The following is a 17,693-nucleotide window of genomic DNA, read 5'->3' on the forward strand; positions in this document are numbered from 1 at the left end:
GCGCCCACCCGTCCTTACGGTCCGCCCACCCCGCCGCGTACAGTGACAGCCTCTGCTGACAGGAGTGACGGCAATGGACGGACAGGCGGTGCCGGGAGCCCCCGGCCACCGGGCGCTGGTGTGGCGCGAGCGGCCCGAGGCGCCCGGCGCCGCGGTGCTGGTGCTGCACGGCGGCCAGGAGGCGGGCCTGCACCGTCCCGGTCCGGTCAACCTGCCGGGCCTGCGGATGCGGCCGTTCGCGCGGGCGGTGGAGAAGGCCACCGCCGGGGCGGGTGTCGCGGTCGGCGTCGTCCGCTACCGCTGCCGCGGCTGGAACGGCGACCGGGCCGACGCCGCACAGGACACCGTCGCCGCCCTGCAGGACCTCGCCGAGGAGCTCGGCCCGGTGCCGACCGTCCTGATCGGCCACTCCATGGGCGGCCGGGCCGCGCTGCGGGCCGGCGGGCACCCGTGCGTGACCGGTGTGGTCGCCCTCGCGCCCTGGTGCCCCGACGACGAGCCCTGCGAGCACCTGGCCGGCCGCCGCCTGCTGATGCTGCACGGCGACCTCGACCGGGTGACCGCGCCCGATGCCACCCAGCGCTTCGCCGCCCGCGCCCGCGCCGCCGGTGCGCAGGCCGCCGGCTACCGGGTCACCGGCAGCGGCCACGCGCTGCTGCGCCGTGCGAACGACTGGCACCGCGCCGCCGCCGAGCTCACCGCCGGCCTGCTGGGCCTGCGCACCCTGCCGCCGGACGTCGCGTCGGCGCTCGACCTCCCGGCCTCGGCCGACGGCGGCCTGCAGCTGGCACTCGCCCACCGCTGATCCGCGCGACCCCGGCTCGACGCGCCGCCGCGACCGCATCTCGTACCGGCAAACGGGTGATGCCGACGCGCACCTGCTCGCCGCCACCGTGTGCGTTCGCCCGGTTACACCATGATGATGGCGACCGGGGGAACCAGGCGAGGAGAGTACGGAACCGATGGCTGCTGGGACGGAAACGGCACAGGCCGGTGCACAACCGCGGGAAACGACACGAGGCAAGGTCCTGGTCCAGTGGCTCACCACCACGGACCACAAGAAGATCGGGACGCTCTACCTGGGGACGTCGTTCGCGTTCTTCCTGGTCGCGGGTGTGATGGCCCTGATCATGCGCGCCGAACTGGCCCGCCCCGGCAACCAGATCATCTCGAACGAGCAGTTCAACCAGCTGTTCACCCTGCACGGCGGCGCGATGCTGCTGATGTTCGCGACCCCGCTGTTCGCGGGCTTCGCGAACTGGATCATGCCGCTGCAGATCGGCGCGCCCGACGTCGCCTTCCCGCGGCTGAACATGTTCGCCTACTGGCTCTACCTGTTCGGCTCCCTGATCGTCGTCGCCAGCCTGTTCACCCCGCAGGGCGCACCCGACTTCGGCTGGTTCTCCTACCCGCCGCTGTCGGACGAGGTGCACTCCCCGAACATCGGCGGGGACATGTGGATCATGGGGCTGACCTTCTCCGGCTTCGGCACCATCCTCGGCTCGGTCAACTTCATCACCACCATCATCTGCATGCGCGCGCCCGGCATGACGATGTTCCGGATGTCGATCTTCGTCTGGAACGTGCTGCTGACCGCGGTGCTGGTGATCCTGGTCTTCCCGGTGCTCGCCGCGACCTTCCTCGCGCTGGAGGCCGACCGCAAGTACGGGGCGCACGTCTTCGACGCGGCCAACGGCGGGGCCATGCTCTACCAGCACCTGTTCTGGTTCTTCGGCCACCCCGAGGTGTACATCATCGCCCTGCCGTTCTTCGGCATCGTGTCGGAGATCGTGCCGGTCTTCAGCCGCAAGCCGATGTTCGGCTACTCCGGCCTGGTCGCCGCGACCATCGCCATCGCCGGTCTGTCGGTGACGGTGTGGGCGCACCACATGTTCGTGACCGGGCAGGTGCTGCTGCCGTTCTTCTCGTTCATGACCTTCCTGATCGCGGTGCCGACGGGCGTGAAGTTCTTCAACTGGGTCGGCACCATGTGGAAGGGCTCGCTGAGCTTCGAGACCCCGATGCTCTGGGTGGTCGGCTTCCTGGTCACCTTCCTCTTCGGCGGCCTGACGGGTGTCCTGCTGGCGGCGCCGCCGATCGACTTCCAGGTCTCGGACTCGTACTTCGTCGTGGCCCACTTCCACTACGTGGTGTTCGGCACCGTCGTCTTCGCGATGTTCGGCGGATTCCACTTCTGGTGGCCGAAGATGACCGGCAAGATGCTCGACGAACAGCTCGGCAAGATCTGCTTCTGGACGCTGTTCGTCGGCTTCCACACCACCTTCCTGGTCCAGCACTGGCTCGGCGCCGAGGGCATGCCCCGCCGCTACGCCGACTACCTCGCCTCCGACGGCTTCACCACGCTGAACAGCGTCTCCACCGTCGGCGCCTTCCTGCTCGGCCTGTCGATCCTGCCGTTCCTCTACAACGTCTGGAAGACCGCCAAGTACGGCGAGAACGTCGACGTCGACGACCCGTGGGGGTACGGCCGCTCGCTGGAGTGGGCCACCTCCTGCCCGCCGCCGCGGCACAACTTCCTCACCCTGCCGCGCATCCGCTCCGAATCCCCGGCCTTCGAGCTGCACCACCCCGACATCGCCGCCCGCGACTACCTCGACAACCACGGCGAACCCGCCAAGCACCTCGCCGGGGTGACCCCCGCCGAGTACGACAACCCGCGTCGCCGGTCCGGCCCCGGCGGCAACGCCTGACCGGGGCTCCCCGAATGGACGACCACACCACCGACGCCGCCGGCAGCCTGCAGCAGCTGGAGGGCTACCTGCTGTGGCAGGCCGAGCTCGCCACGGCGCAGCGGGACGCCGCCGCCTTCGCCGACCAGTTCCCGTGGCTCACGACCGGCGAGCGCGAGGAAGTCGAAGAGGCCTACGCCCGGGAGCGCCTGCAGGTGTCCCGTCTGGCCGTCACCCGCATCGCGCAGCGCTGCCGGGAGCTGCGGAGCGAGTACGAGGAGCGCTACCGCCACCTGAAGAGCCGCCTCGTCGCCCTGTTTCTGGGCGCCGGGGCCGTGGGAGCGGCCGCCGTCGCGGTGCTGGCCCGCGCCTGGCCGTAGGTCGGGGGACACGTCAGGGGCGCCCCTGACGTGTCCGTCCGCGGGTCGGCGTGCGGCTGCGGTGCGGGCGGCGGACCATGAAGCCGACGAGTGGAGCAGCCGTGACGAAGGAAACCCCCACCCCGGCCGCGGGCGATCTGGTCGTGCTGCGCGACGTCAACAAGCACTTCGGCGATCTCCACGTGCTCCAAGACATCGACCTCACCATCGCCCGTGGTGAGGTCGTGGTCGTCATCGGGCCGTCCGGGGGCGGGAAGTCCACGCTGTGCCGCGCCATCAACCGCCTGGAGACCATCGACTCCGGCGAGATCTCCATCGACGGCAGGCCGCTGCCGGCCGAGGGCCGCGAGCTGGCGGCCCTGCGGGCGGACGTCGGCATGGTCTTCCAGTCGTTCAACCTCTTCGCGCACAGGACCGTGCTCGACAACGTCACGCTCGGCCAGGTCAAGGTCCGCAAGAAGGACAAGAAGGCCGCCGAGGAACGGGCGCGCCGGCTGCTGGAGCGGGTGGGCGTCGCCTCGCAGGCGGACAAGTACCCGGCGCAGCTCTCCGGCGGCCAGCAGCAGCGCGTGGCGATCGCCAGGGCGCTGGCCATGGACCCGAAGATCATGCTGTTCGACGAGCCGACCTCCGCGCTCGACCCCGAGATGATCAACGAGGTGCTGGAGGTGATGCAGCAGCTGGCGCGCGAGGGAATGACGATGGTCGTCGTCACCCACGAGATGGGATTCGCCCGATCGGCCGCCAACCGTGTGGTCTTCATGGCAGATGGCCGGATCGTAGAGGAGACGACACCCGATCAGTTCTTCAGCAACCCGCGCAGCGAGCGGGCCAAGGACTTCCTCTCGAAGATCCTGCACCACTGACGGGGACCAGCGAGCACAAGGAACGATCACCATGGAACTTCGCAAGGTCACCCTCGCGGCTGCGGTTGCGCTCGGGCTGTCCCTGACGGCCGCAGGCTGCGGATCGGACGGCGGCGGCACCACCAGCGGCGCCAGCGGCGATCAGAAGGTCACCGTCGGCATCAAGTTCGACCAGCCGGGCATCGGGCTGAAGACCCCGGACGGCACGTACACGGGCCTCGACGTCGACGTGGCCACGTACGTGGCCAAGGAGCTCGGCTACGACCCCGGCAACATCGAGTGGAAGGAGGCGAAGAGCGCCGACCGCGAGACGCTGCTCCAGCGCGGCGACGTCGACTTCATCGCCGCCTCGTACTCGATGACGCCCGCCCGTGCGGAGAAGGTCGACTTCGCCGGCCCGTACCTCCTGGCGCACCAGGACGTGCTGATCCGGGCCGACGACAACTCCATCACGAAGCCCGAGGACCTGAACAACAAGAAGCTCTGCTCCGTCACCGGCTCCACCTCCGCGCAGAACGTCAAGACCAAGATCGCCCCGAATGCGCAGCTGCAGGAGTACGGCGGCTACTCGGAGTGCCTGACCGGCCTGGAGAACGGGGCCGTCGATGCGCTGACCACCGACGACGTGATCCTCGCCGGCTACGCCTCGCAGCCGGAGTTCAAGGGCAAGTTCAAGCTCGGCGGCTTCAAGATGAGCAACGAGAACTACGGCATCGGCGTCCAGAAGGACAGCGAGCTCAAGGCGAAGATCAATGCCGCCCTGGAGAAGATGGTCGCGGACGGCTCCTGGGAGGCGGCGGTCAAGAAGAACCTCGGCCCGTCCGGCTACCAGAACGAGCCCGCACCGAAGATCGGCGTCATCGTCACCTGAGACGCGCAGTCCGAGGCGCGTCGCCCCGGGGCGGCGCGCCTCGCCCGTCACTCGCGGAAGGCGGGGAGACCGTGTTCGAATTTCTCGAGGGCTACAACGTGCTCGGCGCCTTCTGGGTGACGGTGCAGCTCACCTTCTACTCCGCCGTCGGCGCGCTGATCTGGGGCACCGTCCTGGCGGCCATGCGCGTCAGCCCCGTGCCCCTGATGCGCGGCTTCGGGACGGCCTACGTCAACGTGGTCCGGAACATCCCCCTCACCGTGATCATCGTCTTCACCTCGCTGGGCCTGTTCCAGACGCTGGGCATCACCCTCGGCGCCGAGAACTTCACCACCATCAACTTCCGGCTCGCCGTGCTCGGACTGACCGCCTACACCTCGGCGTTCGTCTGCGAGGCGCTGCGGTCCGGCATCAACACGGTGCCCGTGGGCCAGACGGAGGCGGCGCGCGCCATCGGCCTGAGCTTCCCCCAGGTGCTGAGGCTCGTCGTCCTTCCGCAGGCGTTCCGCTCCGTGGTGGGCCCGCTGGCGAACGTGCTGATCGCGCTGACCAAGAACACCACCGTGGCCGCCACGATCGGTGTCGCCGAGGCCGCCCTGCTGATGCGGGAAATGATCGAGAACGAGGCCCAACTCCTCCTCATCTCCGCGGTCTTCGCGTTCGGCTTCATCTGCCTCACGCTGCCGACCGGGCTCCTCCTCGGAAGGGTGGCCAAGAAGGTCTCGGTGAGGCGATGACCCCGCCGTCCGTCCTCTACGACACTCCGGGGCCGCGCGCCAAACGGCGCAACCTGCTGTTCACGGCGGCGTTCCTGATCGCCGTCGCCGGTGTGGCCTGGTGGGTGGTCCAGAGCCTCATCGACAAGAACCAGCTCGAATGGGTCAAGTGGCGGCCCTTCTTCACGGACTCCCGCGCCTGGGAGACGTACCTCCTGCCGGGGCTCGAGAACACCCTCATCGCCGCCTCGCTCGCCATGGTCATCGCGCTGCCGTTCGGGGCGCTGTTCGGCATCGCCCGGCTCTCCGACCACCTGTGGGTGCGGGGCACGGCCGGCACCGTCGTGGAGTTCTTCCGCGCCATCCCGGTGCTGATCCTGATGCTGTTCGCCAATGCCGCGTACTCCGAGTTCACCGACGTCAGCCCCGACAGCCGGCCGCTGTACGCGGTGGTCACCGGCCTGGTCCTGTACAACGGCGCCGTGCTCGCGGAGATCGTACGGGCCGGCATCCTCTCCCTCCCGCGGGGCCAGACCGACGCGGCCGAGGCGATCGGCATGCGCAAGAACCAGGTGATGCGCTACGTGCTGCTGCCGCAGTCGGTCACCGCGATGCTGCCGGCGATCGTCAGCCAGATGGTCGTCATCGTGAAGGACACCGCGCTGGGCGGCGCGCTGCTGGGCTTCTCCGAACTACTGGCCTCCGTCCGCCCGATGAGCGCCAACTACGGGGCCAACACCATCGCCTGCTTCACCGTCGTCGCGGCCATCTTCGTCGTGCTGAACTTCGCCCTCACCTCCTTCGCGACCTGGCTGGAGCGCCGGCTGCGGCGCGGCAAGAGGTCCACCGGCGCAGTGGTCGGCGCCTCCGCCGTCGAGGAGCTGTCCACACCGGGCGAGCACGTGGGCCACGACGACCTCGGCGGAGGGGGCGGCACCTCCGGCAAGGGCGGCTAGGGGCCCGCCCGGCCGTGGGGCCGACCGCGCTGCGCAGGCTGTCCGACCTGGTCGCTAGGGTTTCGCCCACTGATCACCGGAGGGCCCGCTGCACCCGGTGCACGACCACGCTTCGGAGGAGAAGGCTGTGCGGCGCTGGGAGCTCGTCGGTGACGGTTCTGCGAAGTTCTGGGAGGCTGCGGTCGAGGGTGCCTCGGTGCAGGTGCGCTACGGCCGGATCGGTTCGGAGGGTCGCCTCCAGGTGAAGGCGCTGGGCTCCGCGGAGGCGGCGGAGGCGCACTTCGCCAAGCTGGTGGCGGAGAAGCAGCGCAAGGGGTACGCCGAGACGACGGCCGACGCGGCCCCGGCCCCGGCCCCCGCCCGCGAGCCCGAGGCCGGGCCCGTCGGGCTGCCGGACGAGGACGCGTTCGTGCTGCCCCGCGCATGGCGGCGGATGGTCCAGCCGCGCCGCGGCAACAGCGCGGCACGGACCGTGGAGAAGCCCAGGCCGGACGCCGTCCGCCGCTGCGGGGACCAGATTGCGGCCCAGTCCGACCGGATCGGGCAGTTCCTGGCCGCCCCTGCCAGTGACCCGGCGCTGGTCCGCGCCGCGTACGCCTACCTGGCCGGGGAGGCCGATCCGCTCGGGGCCGCCGCCGTGGCGAGCATGGTGCCGCCCGCGTGGGCGTCCGGCGGGTGGCAGGAGTCGGACTTCGCCGACACCTGGATGATGGAGCACGGCCCGGCGTTCGCCGCCCGCGCGGCGCTGGAGGTCTTCGAGGTCACCACCGACTGGGACCACCACGGGTCCGGCCGGACGGACACGGCGCTGCGCTTCCTCCGCGCGGCGGAGTACATCCACCCGTACCTCGTGTCCTCACTGCTGGACCGGGTGCGGGCGCTGCTCGCCGCCGCGGAGGAGGCCGACTACGAGCAGGCCGTCGCGGCGCTCGCGGAGTGCCGCACCACGCCGCGGCGCCGCCTCGCCGCGGCCTACCTGGCGCCGGGCACACCGGGGTGGGCGGACGACTGCATCGCCGACGAGCCCGGCCACGGCGCGAACGCGCCCATGATGCGGTCACTGCTGCTCCGTCTGCTCGACGATCCCGCGCAGGTCGGCCGGCTCGACCCGGCCGTACGGATCTGGCACGGCTGGTCCGTGGCACTCATCGCCACGCTCGCCGACAGCGTCGGGACGGCCTGTGTGCCCCTGCTCGGCGATGCGATCGACAGCGCCTACCGCTCCGACGCGATACGCACCGTCGCCTCGGCCGTGGCGCAGTTCCCGAGCGACGACGCCTTCCGCCTGCTGCTCGCCCGCATGGACGACCGGCACATCCGCCAGGCCCTGCAGGAGGCCATGCAGCGGTTCCCCGTCCGGGCGACCCGGCTGCTCGCCGCGGCGGCGCTCAAGGGCGGCAAGAACGCCCCGGCCGCCCGACAGCTCCTCAACAACCATGTGACGGCGCACCTGGCCCTGCTGCCCGAGCTGCTGCCCCGGCTCGACACCGCGGCCGCGGAGCTGGTCAGCACGCTGGACGGCGCCCGCCCGCGGGTCGCCGAGGCGGCGCCGGAGGCACTACCGGCGCTGCTGGTCTCCCCGCCGTGGACGCGCAGGCGTACGCCCACCAAACCGCGTGTGCTGGAAGGACTGCAGCCGGACGACACGGCGGAGCTGATCTGGCTCGACGGCGAGCAGGAGCGCTGGTCCGCGGCGGCGTTCACCGGCTGGCAGTACCCGGAGTCGACGGACTGGGCCGCGGAGGCGGACCAGGTCCTCGGGAAGCGCAGCAGCCTCTGGTACGCCTGCCGCCTGCTGGTGCAGGGCCCCGCCGAGGTGCTCGCCCCCCGGGTCGAGAACTGGCGGCCCGCAGACACCTGGCGCGGCTACGACGCGCTGCGCCCGATCCTCGCCCGGTACGGCACCGCGGCGCTCGGTGCGGCACTGGCGGTCGCCGAGGCCCAGCCGGCGAACGTCGCTCCGCTGCTGCTGCCGATCCTCGACGTCCGCGCCGCCCGGCTGATGGCCGACGCCCTGGTCCGGCTCAAGTCCGCCCAGCCGACCGCCCGTTCCTGGTTCGCCCGGCACGGGGTGGCCGCGGCCGTGCTGCTGGTGCCGGACGCGGTCGGCCCCGTCGGGCCCGCCCGCAGGGCCGCCGAGCAGGGGCTGCGCCAGGTCGCGGCCGGCGAGGGCACCGACGCCGTCCTGGCCGCCGTCGCCGCCCGGTACGGCGAGGAGGCGGCGGAGATCGTCTCCGAGGCACTGGCCGCGGACCCGCTGGAGAACGCGCTGCCGGCCCGGATGCCGGTGCTGCCCGGCTGGGTGCAGCCCGCCGTGCTGCCGCAGCTGCTGCTCACCTCGGGCGAGGCGCTGCCGGCGGATGCCGTACGGCACGTGCTGATGATGCTGGCCCTGTCGAAGCCCGGCGCCCCGTACCCGGGGCTCGCCGTGGCAATCGAGGCCTGCCGCACCGACTCGCTGGCGGCGTTCGCCTGGGCGCTGTTCGAGGAGTGGCGGCAGGCCGGCATGCCCGCCAAGGAGAGCTGGACCCTGCACGCCCTCGGGCCCCTCGGGGACGACGGGACCGTCCGCCGGCTCACCCCGATCGTGCGGGACTGGCCGGGCCAGAGCGCCCACCACCGCGCAGTGGAGGGACTCGACGTCCTCGCCGAGATCGGCAGCGACATCGCCCTGCTGCACCTGCACGGCATCGCCCAGCGGGTGAAGTTCAAGGCGCTCAGGACCCGCGCCGAGAACAAGATCGCCGAGGTGGCCAGGGGCCTGGGCCTCACCGGAGAGCAGCTCTCGGACCGCCTCGTCCCCGACCTCGGCCTCGACGCCGACGGCACCACGGTGGTCGACTACGGCCCGCGCCGCTTCACCGTCGGCTTCGACGAGCAGCTGCGCCCGTTCGTGCTGGACGGCGCCGGCAAGCGTCGCAAGGACCTGCCCGCCCCCGGCGTCAAGGACGACCAGGAGCTCGCCCCGGCCGAGCGCAAGCGTTTCGCCGCGCTGAAGAAGGACGTCCGCACCATCGCCTCCGGCCAGATCCGCCGGCTGGAGGCGGCCATGGTCGCCGGGCGCAGCTGGTCCGCGGCCGAGTTCCGGGAGCTGTTCGTCCGGCACCCGCTGGTCTGGCACCTCGTGCGGCGCCTGGTCTGGCTCGCGGACGGCACCGACGGCGCGGGCACCCCGACGACGACCGCCTTCCGGGTCGCCGAGGACCGCACCTTCGCCGACGCCGAGGACGACGCGTTCACCCTCGCCGACGAGGCGACCGTCCGCGTCGCCCACCCGCTGCACCTCGGCGAGGCCGTGGCCGCGTGGTCGGAGCTCTTCGCCGACTACGAGATCCTCCAGCCGTTCCCGCAGCTCGGCCGGCCGGTGCACCGGCTGTCGCCGGAGGAGGAGGCCGCCGGCCGCCTGGGGCGCTTCGAGGGCTGCAAGGTGCCGGTGGGCCGCCTGCTCGGCCTGACCAAGCGGGGCTGGGAGCGCGGCACACCGCAGGACGCCGGTGTGGAGCGCTGGTTCTCCAAGCGGCTCGGCGACGGCTGTTATCTGGTCATCCAGCTCGACGAGGGCATCGCGGTCGGCGTTCTGGACCTCTTCCCCGACCAGGTCTTCGAGACGGTCTGGCTGGACACGGCACCGGGCGACTACTGGTCCAGCCGCGACTACCCGCTGCGCTTCGGCGACCTGGACACAGTCACCGCCTCCGAGCTGCTCGCCGACCTGGAAGAGGTGACCGCGAAGTGAGCGCCGACGTCCGGGGGGCCGCACTCCAGCGGCCGCCCGCCGAGATCAGGTACGCGGACGAACTGGCGGCCCTGCGGGCCGCCGACAACGACCCGCGCCCGCCCGGCTGGCAGCTGAGCCTGCGGGCCGCCCGCCGGTTCGTCGTCGGCGACGAGGAGGCCGGGATCGGCCGCAAGTTCGTCGGCAACGCCGCGCTGGTCGAACGGGCGCTGGTCACGCTGGCCACCAACCGCGGACTGATGCTCGTCGGCGAACCGGGCACGGCCAAGTCCCTGCTGTCGGAGCTGATCGCGGCCGCGGTCAGCGGCACCTCGACGCTCACCGTGCAGGGCGGCGCGGCCACCACCGAGGACCAGATCAAGTACTCGTGGAACTACGCGCTGCTCGTCTCCGAAGGGCCCTCGCAGCGCTCCCTGGTGCCGGCGCCGATGCTGCGCGGCATGGCCGAGGGGCGGCTCGTCCGCTTCGAGGAGATCACCCGCTGCCCGCTCGAGGTGCAGGACTGCCTGCTCTCCCTGCTCTCCGAACGGGTCATGGCCGTACCGGAGTTGGACGGGCCGGAGGGGATGGTGTTCGCCCGCGCCGGGTTCAACGTGATCGCCACCGCCAACACCCGGGACCGCGGCGTCAACGAGATGAGCGCGGCCCTCAAGCGCCGCTTCAACTTCGAGACGGTCTTCCCCGTCGCCGACTTCGACACCGAACTCGCCCTGGTCGAGGCCGAGGTGGGTGCGCTGCTGCGCCGCTCCGGAGTCGAGGCGCCGCCCGACCGCGACGTGCTGGAGGTGCTGGTCGGGACGTTCCGCGAACTGCGCGTCCCGCAGACCTCCGGCGAGCGGATCTCCGCGGTGATGAGCACCGCGGAGGCCGTGTCGGTGGCGCACGCGGTCGGCGTACGCGGCTGGTTCCTGCGCGGCGAGCCCGGCAACGCCGCAGACGTGGTCACCTGCCTCGCCGGCACCGCGGCCAAGGACAGCCCGGAGGACCTCGCCCGGCTTCGCCGCTTCCTGGAGCAGCAGGCCGGGCGCCGGCCCGGCGCGGCCTGGCAGGACCTCTACCGGGCCCGACACCTGCTGGCCGGCTGATGCCCGCGGAACACCCCGGCCGCACGCCCGCGAAGCGGCACCCGGACGGAGCGGTCTTCGTCGGCGTGCGCCACCACTCGCCGGCCTGCGCACGGCTGGTGGCCGACCTCGTCGAGGCCCTCCGCCCGGCCCACGTGCTGGTGGAGGGCCCGGCCGACATGAACCCCCGGCTGGACGAGCTGCTGCTCGGCCACGAGCTGCCGGTCGCCGTGTTCAGCCACTACCGCGACGAGCAGCGCACCGCGACGTCCTGGACACCGCTGTGCGAGTACTCGCCGGAGTGGGTCGCGCTGACCCGCGGCCGCGCGGCCGGCGCGCAGGTGCACTTCATCGACCTGCCGGCCTGGCACCCGGCCTTCACCAAACGGGCCGAACCGCTCGCCAACCGATTCGCCGACGCCGAGAGCCGGTACGCCGAGGCCACCCGGCGCCTCTGCCGGCGCTTCGACACCGACTCCGTGGACGCCCTGTGGGACCGGATCGTCGAAGTCGCGCCGCCCGAGGGCCTGCGGGAGCGGCTCGACGCCTACTTCGACCTGGTCCGCGGGGACACCCGGGCCGAACCGGGCGACCGGGCGCGGGAGGAGTACATGGCCCGCTGGGTCCGCGCCGCACTCGCCCGGGCCGGCGGAAGGCCGGTCCTGGTGGTCACCGGCGGCTTCCACACCCCCGCGCTGCGCACACTGGCCGGCGTCGGCGGGCCCTTCGGGGTGGAGGAGTGGCCGGCCGTCCCCCGGCCGCCGGCCGGTGCGCTGGGCGGCAGCTTCCTGGTGCCGTACTCCTTCCGCCAACTCGACGCCTTCGGCGGCTACCAGTCCGGCATGCCCTCCCCCGGCTACTACCAACTGCTGTGGGAGCGCGGGCCCGCCGCGGCCGCGGACGGCCTGCTGGAACAGATCGTCGGACGGCTGCGCGACCGGCGCATCGGCGTCTCCACGGCCGACCTGATCGCCGCCCGGAGCCTCGCCGCGGGCCTCGCCGCGATGCGCGGCCACCCGGTGCAGGCCCGTACCGACGTGCTCGACGGCCTCGCGGGCGCACTGATCAGCGAGGCCCTGGAGCAGCCGCTGCCGTGGAGCGGGCGCGGCACGCTCGCCCCCGGCACCGATCCCGCCGTGGTCGAGATGCTGGCCGCGAGCACCGGCGACCGGGTCGGCCGGCTGCATCCGGCCACGCCCGCCCCGCCCCTGGTGCACGACGTGGCCGCGCAACTCGCGCACTGCGGCGTGGAGTCCGGCCGCGCGGCGACCGCCGACCTGACCGACCCGGACGGCCTGGCGCGCAGCCGGGTGCTGCACCGGCTGCGGGTGCTCGGCATTCCGGGCCACGTCCGCGAGTCCGGCCCCGCCGCCGGGTCGGACCCGGTCTTCACCGAACGCTGGGAGCCGGCCGCGGCGCACGGGCGCGAGGCGGCGCTGATCGAGGCGGGCGCCCACGGCGCACGGCTGGACGAGGCCGCCGCCGTCGCCCTCGCCGAACGAGCACGGGCCGCGGCCGGCGGCTCACCGGGCGCGGAGGCGGGCACCCTCTCCACGGTGCTCTTCGACGCCGTGCTGTGCGGGGCGGACACGCTCTCCGCAGAACTGCTCGGCACACTCTCCGCCCGGATCGCCACGATCGCCGAACTCGGCCCGGCGGGCGAGGTGCTGACCACCGCACTGCACCTGTGGCGGCACGACCGGATCTACGGCACCGCGGGCAGCCCGCTGCTCGCCGGGCTCGTCGACGAGGCGGTCGGCCGCGTCCTGTGGCTCGCCGAAGGACTCCACGGCGGCAGCGGCGTCGACCCCGGCCGGCTGCAGGCACTGGCCGCCGTCCGGGACGCGCTCCGCCACGCCGAGGCCGTACTGACCCTCCCCCGCGCGGCCGCGGCCGACACCGCCCGCCGGATCGCGGCCGACCCCGCCGCACCCGCCGACCTCCGCGGCGCCGCACTCGGACTGCTCCGCTCCCTCGGCTGCGGCGGCGGCGAGGCCGCCGAGCGGGCACGCGCCCTCGCGACGACGGACCCGCAGGAACTCGGCGACTGGCTGGCCGGCCTGTTCGCCCTCGCCCGCGACGAGATCACCGGCCTCGGCGGCACGGTCGACGGCGGCACGCCGGCAGCCACCCTGCTCGACACCCTCGACGAGATCGTCACCGCCATGACCGGCGACGACTTCCTCACCGGCCTGCCCGCCCTGCGGCAGGCCTTCGCCTGGTTCCCGCCGCGCGAACGCGAACGGATCGCCGAACGCCTGCTGGAGCGGCGCAACCGCCGCGGCTCGGCCCGCTCGCTGCTGCGCACCTCGGCCGCCCCGCTGGACCTGGCCCGCGCGCGGGCCCTGGAGGAGAACGTGATCCGACTGCTCGACAGGTCCGGCCTGCGCAACAGGCAGGCACCGCGGTGACCGGCAGTCGGCACGAGCACGCGGCGGGCGTGACCGCCGACGAGGGGCTGGAGCGCTGGCGGCTGATCCTCGGCGCGCCCGCCGAACGCGCCACCGGCCCGCTCTGCCAGGACGCCGCCGCACGGGACGCGGCGCTCGAATGGCTCTACGGCCGCGACGCCGACCTGGAGCGGCGCGGCGTCCGAAGCGGCCCGGCCGGCACGCGGGCCAGCGGCGACGGCCCCTCCCGGGTCACCGCCGTCGACTGGCTGGACGACGTCCACCGGCTCTTCCCCAAGGAGACCGTCGAACGGCTGGAGCGGGACGCCGTGGAACGGTACGGGATCGACGAGATCGTCACCGACCCCGAGGTGCTCGCCATGGCCCGGCGCATCGTCGAGGCGGTGGTCCGCGATCTGATGGACCGGCTCCGCCCCGAGCTGCGCCGCGCCTTCACCGGTGCCCGGTCGCGCCGCCCCAGCCGCCTGCCGTCGGCCCGCGACTTCGACTTCCGGGCCACCATCAGGGCCAACCTGGCGCACTACCTGCCGGAGCAGCGCCGGGTGCTGATCGAGCGTCCGCACTTCCACTCGCGGACCCGGCGGCACCTGGAGCAGTGGCAACTGATCCTGCTCGTCGACCAGTCGGGCTCGATGGTCGACTCGGTGATCCACTCCGCCGTCACCGCCGCCTGCCTGTGGAGCCTGCCCGGGCTGCGCACCCACCTGATCGCCTTCGACACCGCGGTGGTCGACCTGACCTCGGAGGTCGCCGACCCGGTCGAGCTGCTGATGGGAGTCCAGCTCGGCGGCGGCACCGACATCGCCCGCGCCGTCGACCACGCCGCCGGGCTGGTCGACAATCCGCGCCGCAGCATCGTGGCGGTGATCTCCGACTTCTACGAGGGCGGCGACCCCTACCGGCTGGTCCGCACCGTCCGGGGCCTGGTCGCGCAGGGCACGACCGTCCTCGCCCTGGCCGCACTGGACGAGGAGGCCGACCCGGTCTACGACCGCAAGCTCGCGGGCCGGCTCGCCGAGGCAGGCGCCCACGTGGGCGCGATGACGCCGGGCCGGCTCGCCGAGTTCGTCGCCGAGAAGGTGGGCCGGTGACCGCCGACGCCGCCCTCGCGGGCGCGCCGCCGCGGGAGGACCTGCTCGCCCTCACCTCGGACACGCTCGCCGCGCTCGCCAACCGCGGCCTGGTCAAGCGCGCCGCCAAGGACCTGGACGCCGGCGCCGGCCCCCGGATCGAACTCGCGGCCGACGGCGGCGTCCTCGGCTCCTTCCCGGACGGCAGCCACACCCGTCTGCCCGCCGGCACCGGTCTGGACGCCGCCGAGTGCAGCTGCGCCGCGGCAGGCGCCTGCCGGCACCGGATCGGCCTGGTGCTGGCCTACCGACAGGCCCACCGGGAAGCCGTTCGGGAGGAGGCGGTCGGTCCGTCCTTCGTCGACTGGTCGCCGGGCTGCTTCGACGACGCCCGGCTCGAGGCCGAACTCGGCGGGGCCGCCCTCGCCGCCGCCCGCCGCGTCCTCGCCCGCGGCTACACGGCGACCGTGCACCCCGCCCGCGAGGCGCAGCCCGCCCCCTGGGTCGAACTGGCCACCTGCACCGTGCGATTCCCCGTCCCGCACGAGCTCGGCTACGCCCTGACCGACGCCGCCGCGGCGCAGCGCGGGGAGACCGTCGCCCTCGCGGTCTGGGCCTTCCGCGCGGCCGACGCGGACGGCGGAGCGTCCCCCGCGGCGAGCCGCCGGGTCTCGGTCGGCGGCCCCGCCCCCGCCGGGCCCGGCCGCGACACCGACCCCTCCGGCCTCGACGAGGCCCTGGCCCTCGCCGACGAGCTGCTGCTGGACGGCGTCGCCCACACCACGCCCGTGTTCGCCGCACAGCTGGACCGCACCGGCGCAGCCCTGTCCCGGGCCTCACTGCACTGGCCCGCGGCGGTCCTCACCGACCTGCGCAGCCAGGTCGACTCCTACACGGCACGCGACACCCGGTACGAGGCGGCGCAGGTCGCCGCTCTGGTCGCCGAACTCCACGCCCGGCACCGGGCCGGCGCACTCGACCGGCCCGGCGTGCTCGGCACCCAGGAGCCGGCCGAGACCCCGCTGCGCCGCGTCCGGCTGGTCGCGCTCGGCTGCCGGATCTCCGGCCGGACACCGGCCGAACGCTCGGCCGAGCTGTACCTCGCGCAGCCGGACGCCGGGATCGCCCTGGTGCTGCGCAAGCGCTGGGACCTGGCGGAGGGTCAGTCCCTCACCGGCGCCGACCTGGCCGCCCGGCGCCTGCTCGGCTCCCCGCTGCGGGCCCTGGCCGGGGCCAACATCGTCAGCGAGTCCATCTCCCGCAGCCCCGGCCGGACGGTCGCCATCGGCCGCGGACGGGTGGCCGCCACGAGCGTCACCCCGGTCGGCTCCGCCTGGGCCGACCTGCCCGGGACACTCCTCGTCCGTGACATCGCCGCACACCTGGGCGACCGGGACGACCGGCCGCCACGGCTGATCCGGCCGCGGGTGGAGGCCGACACCGCCCGCGTGCTGGCGGTCTCCTCCGTCGGACCCGTCGGCTACGACGCCGCCCGGCAGCGGCTGGAGGCGGTCGTCCACGACCCGTCCGGCGGGAGCGCACTCGTCCTTGCCCACCACGACCCGGTCTGCCCGGGGCGGCTGGACGCCCTCGCCGACGCACTCGGCAGCGGGCAGGTCCGCTTCGTCAGCGGCCTGCTGCGGCGGGAGGGCGGCCGCCCGGTGCTCGACCCGCTCGCCGTCCTCACCGCGGACGGGCTCGTCCTCCCCGACCTGGCGGCCGACACCGGCACCCGCATCCTCACGCCCGCCGGCGTACGCACCGCGGACCCGATCACCCGCGCCCTGGAGTCCGCCTTCTCCGCACTCGCCGATCTCGTCCAGACGGGCCTGCGGGGGTGCGGCCGCACCGGCCACGACCGCCTCGCCGCGGCCGCCGCGGACCTGCACCGCACCGGTCTGCACACCGCCGCCGGCCTGGTCCGGACCGTCGCCACCACCCTCGGCACCGACACCCCGGCCGCAGCCGTCACCCCCTGGACGGACGCAGCCGTCCACCTCCTCGTCGCCCTCGACCTCCACCAGGAGACGGCCACGCCGTGAAGGGCGCTCCCTGCGGGCCACCCGGTCAGTACGTGCCGGTGACGTAGCGGGCGGAGGCGCCCTGGAGGTAGAGCTCCAGGACGTCTCCTACGAGGTTCTCCTGTTTTGCCGTGTAGTCCGCCGCCAGCCGCATCTGGTGGAGCAGTTCGCCCTCCAGCGAGAACAGCCGGGACTCGCCCGGAGGCGGTGCCCCCGGGCCGATCTGCTCCAGTACGAACACCGCCATCGGGTACGTCTGGAGGGCCGCCAGCTCCCTGGGGTGGGCGGCCTTGAGGCGGTTCAGGTACGACCGGACGGTGTCCACGCTCTCGTGCCCGGTGAGGGCCCGCTCCATGACGTTGCGGAAGAAGGCGCAGAAGACCCCGATGAAGGCCGGCCCCGCCCGGTCGAGGTCGTCCTGGACCTGCCCGGCCCGCTTGCCTTCGACGAGGATGCCGTGCAGCGCCCGGTGTGCGGCCCTGGCCGCGTCCCAGCCCTGCTCGTCGTTCGTTCCCATGGTTCCTTCGTTCCTTTCGTCAGCGGCGGCAGGAGGCCGCGAGGGCCAGCAGGACGACGGCGACGACCACGAGTTGGAGGCATCCGAGGCCTCCCCCGGGGTCCTTCCGGTCGACCTCCACGTGGCCGCCGGGCGGGATGCCGGGGTGCTTGCGCCGGTAGTGCTCGACCTGCTGCCGCTCGCCCTCGGACTCGCCGAGCCAGGCCGTCCTGAATCCGCACTCGCCGCACCAGTAGCGGTAGGCCATGTCCTCTCCTCACGGGTTGCCCGACGGGACGCGCCGCCCGGCCGGTCCCGTGGCCGGCCTTCCGCCCGCAGCACCGATGCTGGCGTTCGCCCTGGTCGGAGCACAGGCCATGACACCGGCCATATATGACCGACCGTCAGGGTAGGCT

General features: G+C 73.4%; 14 protein-coding genes. 12 read left to right on the plus strand and 2 right to left on the minus strand.

Annotated features, from left to right (window positions below; all coding sequences use genetic code 11):
- Positions 1 to 73 precede the first annotated feature (73 nt).
- The 12 genes from ACQ614_RS05940 (at position 74) to ACQ614_RS05995 (ending at position 16,802) form a co-directional block, all read left to right on the plus strand.
- A complete protein-coding gene (locus ACQ614_RS05940; RefSeq protein ID WP_431677170.1) occupies positions 74 to 805 on the plus strand; it encodes an alpha/beta fold hydrolase in 732 nt (243 codons plus the stop codon).
- 157 nt (positions 806 to 962) lie between these two features.
- Positions 963 to 2,711, plus strand: a complete 1,749-nt coding sequence (gene ctaD / locus ACQ614_RS05945; RefSeq protein WP_431677172.1) for an aa3-type cytochrome oxidase subunit I — start codon at positions 963 to 965, stop codon at positions 2,709 to 2,711.
- 14 nt (positions 2,712 to 2,725) lie between these two features.
- On the plus strand, positions 2,726 to 3,070 hold the full coding sequence (locus ACQ614_RS05950) for a hypothetical protein (protein WP_363491438.1): 345 nt from the start codon (positions 2,726 to 2,728) through the stop codon (positions 3,068 to 3,070).
- A gap of 77 nt (positions 3,071 to 3,147) precedes the next feature.
- Positions 3,148 to 3,936, plus strand: a complete 789-nt coding sequence (locus ACQ614_RS05955) for an amino acid ABC transporter ATP-binding protein (protein WP_431677173.1) — start codon at positions 3,148 to 3,150, stop codon at positions 3,934 to 3,936.
- Between the two features lie 31 nt (positions 3,937 to 3,967).
- On the plus strand, positions 3,968 to 4,807 hold the full coding sequence (locus ACQ614_RS05960; RefSeq protein WP_431677175.1) for a glutamate ABC transporter substrate-binding protein: 840 nt from the start codon (positions 3,968 to 3,970) through the stop codon (positions 4,805 to 4,807).
- Positions 4,808 to 4,878: 71 nt separating this feature from the next.
- Positions 4,879 to 5,544: an amino acid ABC transporter permease gene (locus tag ACQ614_RS05965; RefSeq protein ID WP_431677176.1), complete on the plus strand. Its 666-nt coding sequence runs from the start codon at positions 4,879 to 4,881 to the stop codon at positions 5,542 to 5,544.
- Positions 5,541 to 6,479: an amino acid ABC transporter permease gene (locus tag ACQ614_RS05970; RefSeq protein WP_431677177.1), complete on the plus strand. Its 939-nt coding sequence runs from the start codon at positions 5,541 to 5,543 to the stop codon at positions 6,477 to 6,479. Before ACQ614_RS05965 ends, ACQ614_RS05970 begins: the two co-directional genes overlap by 4 nt.
- A 127-nt stretch (positions 6,480 to 6,606) precedes the next feature.
- On the plus strand, positions 6,607 to 10,215 hold the full coding sequence (locus tag ACQ614_RS05975) for a DUF4132 domain-containing protein (RefSeq protein ID WP_431677179.1): 3,609 nt from the start codon (positions 6,607 to 6,609) through the stop codon (positions 10,213 to 10,215).
- Positions 10,212 to 11,300 (plus strand): ATP-binding protein, encoded by a 1,089-nt coding sequence (locus ACQ614_RS05980; RefSeq protein ID WP_431677180.1) that lies wholly within the window; start codon positions 10,212 to 10,214, stop codon positions 11,298 to 11,300. The genes ACQ614_RS05975 and ACQ614_RS05980 overlap by 4 nt, the downstream gene beginning before the upstream one ends.
- The gene (locus tag ACQ614_RS05985) at positions 11,300 to 13,690 is read left to right on the plus strand and encodes a DUF5682 family protein (RefSeq protein WP_431677181.1); all 2,391 of its coding nucleotides are present in this window, start codon (positions 11,300 to 11,302) and stop codon (positions 13,688 to 13,690) included. The genes ACQ614_RS05980 and ACQ614_RS05985 overlap by 1 nt, the downstream gene beginning before the upstream one ends.
- Positions 13,687 to 14,781: a VWA domain-containing protein gene (locus tag ACQ614_RS05990; protein ID WP_431677183.1), complete on the plus strand. Its 1,095-nt coding sequence runs from the start codon at positions 13,687 to 13,689 to the stop codon at positions 14,779 to 14,781. The genes ACQ614_RS05985 and ACQ614_RS05990 overlap by 4 nt, the downstream gene beginning before the upstream one ends.
- Positions 14,778 to 16,802 (plus strand): hypothetical protein, encoded by a 2,025-nt coding sequence (locus tag ACQ614_RS05995; protein ID WP_431677184.1) that lies wholly within the window; start codon positions 14,778 to 14,780, stop codon positions 16,800 to 16,802. The genes ACQ614_RS05990 and ACQ614_RS05995 overlap by 4 nt, the downstream gene beginning before the upstream one ends.
- A gap of 25 nt (positions 16,803 to 16,827) precedes the next feature.
- On the opposite strand, the gene ACQ614_RS06000 is transcribed toward ACQ614_RS05995, so the two are convergent.
- Both ACQ614_RS06000 and ACQ614_RS06005 read right to left on the minus strand, forming a co-directional pair.
- The gene (locus tag ACQ614_RS06000; RefSeq protein WP_431677186.1) at positions 16,828 to 17,298 is read right to left on the minus strand and encodes a hypothetical protein; all 471 of its coding nucleotides are present in this window, start codon (positions 17,296 to 17,298) and stop codon (positions 16,828 to 16,830) included.
- A gap of 19 nt (positions 17,299 to 17,317) precedes the next feature.
- Complete coding sequence (locus ACQ614_RS06005) at positions 17,318 to 17,545, minus strand: hypothetical protein (protein ID WP_431677187.1); 228 nt, start codon at positions 17,543 to 17,545, stop codon at positions 17,318 to 17,320.
- Positions 17,546 to 17,693: the final 148 nt, after the last annotated feature.

The sequence above is a fragment of the Kitasatospora dryopteridis genome (genome assembly GCF_050749075.1).
GTDB lineage: Bacteria > Actinomycetota > Actinomycetes > Streptomycetales > Streptomycetaceae > Kitasatospora.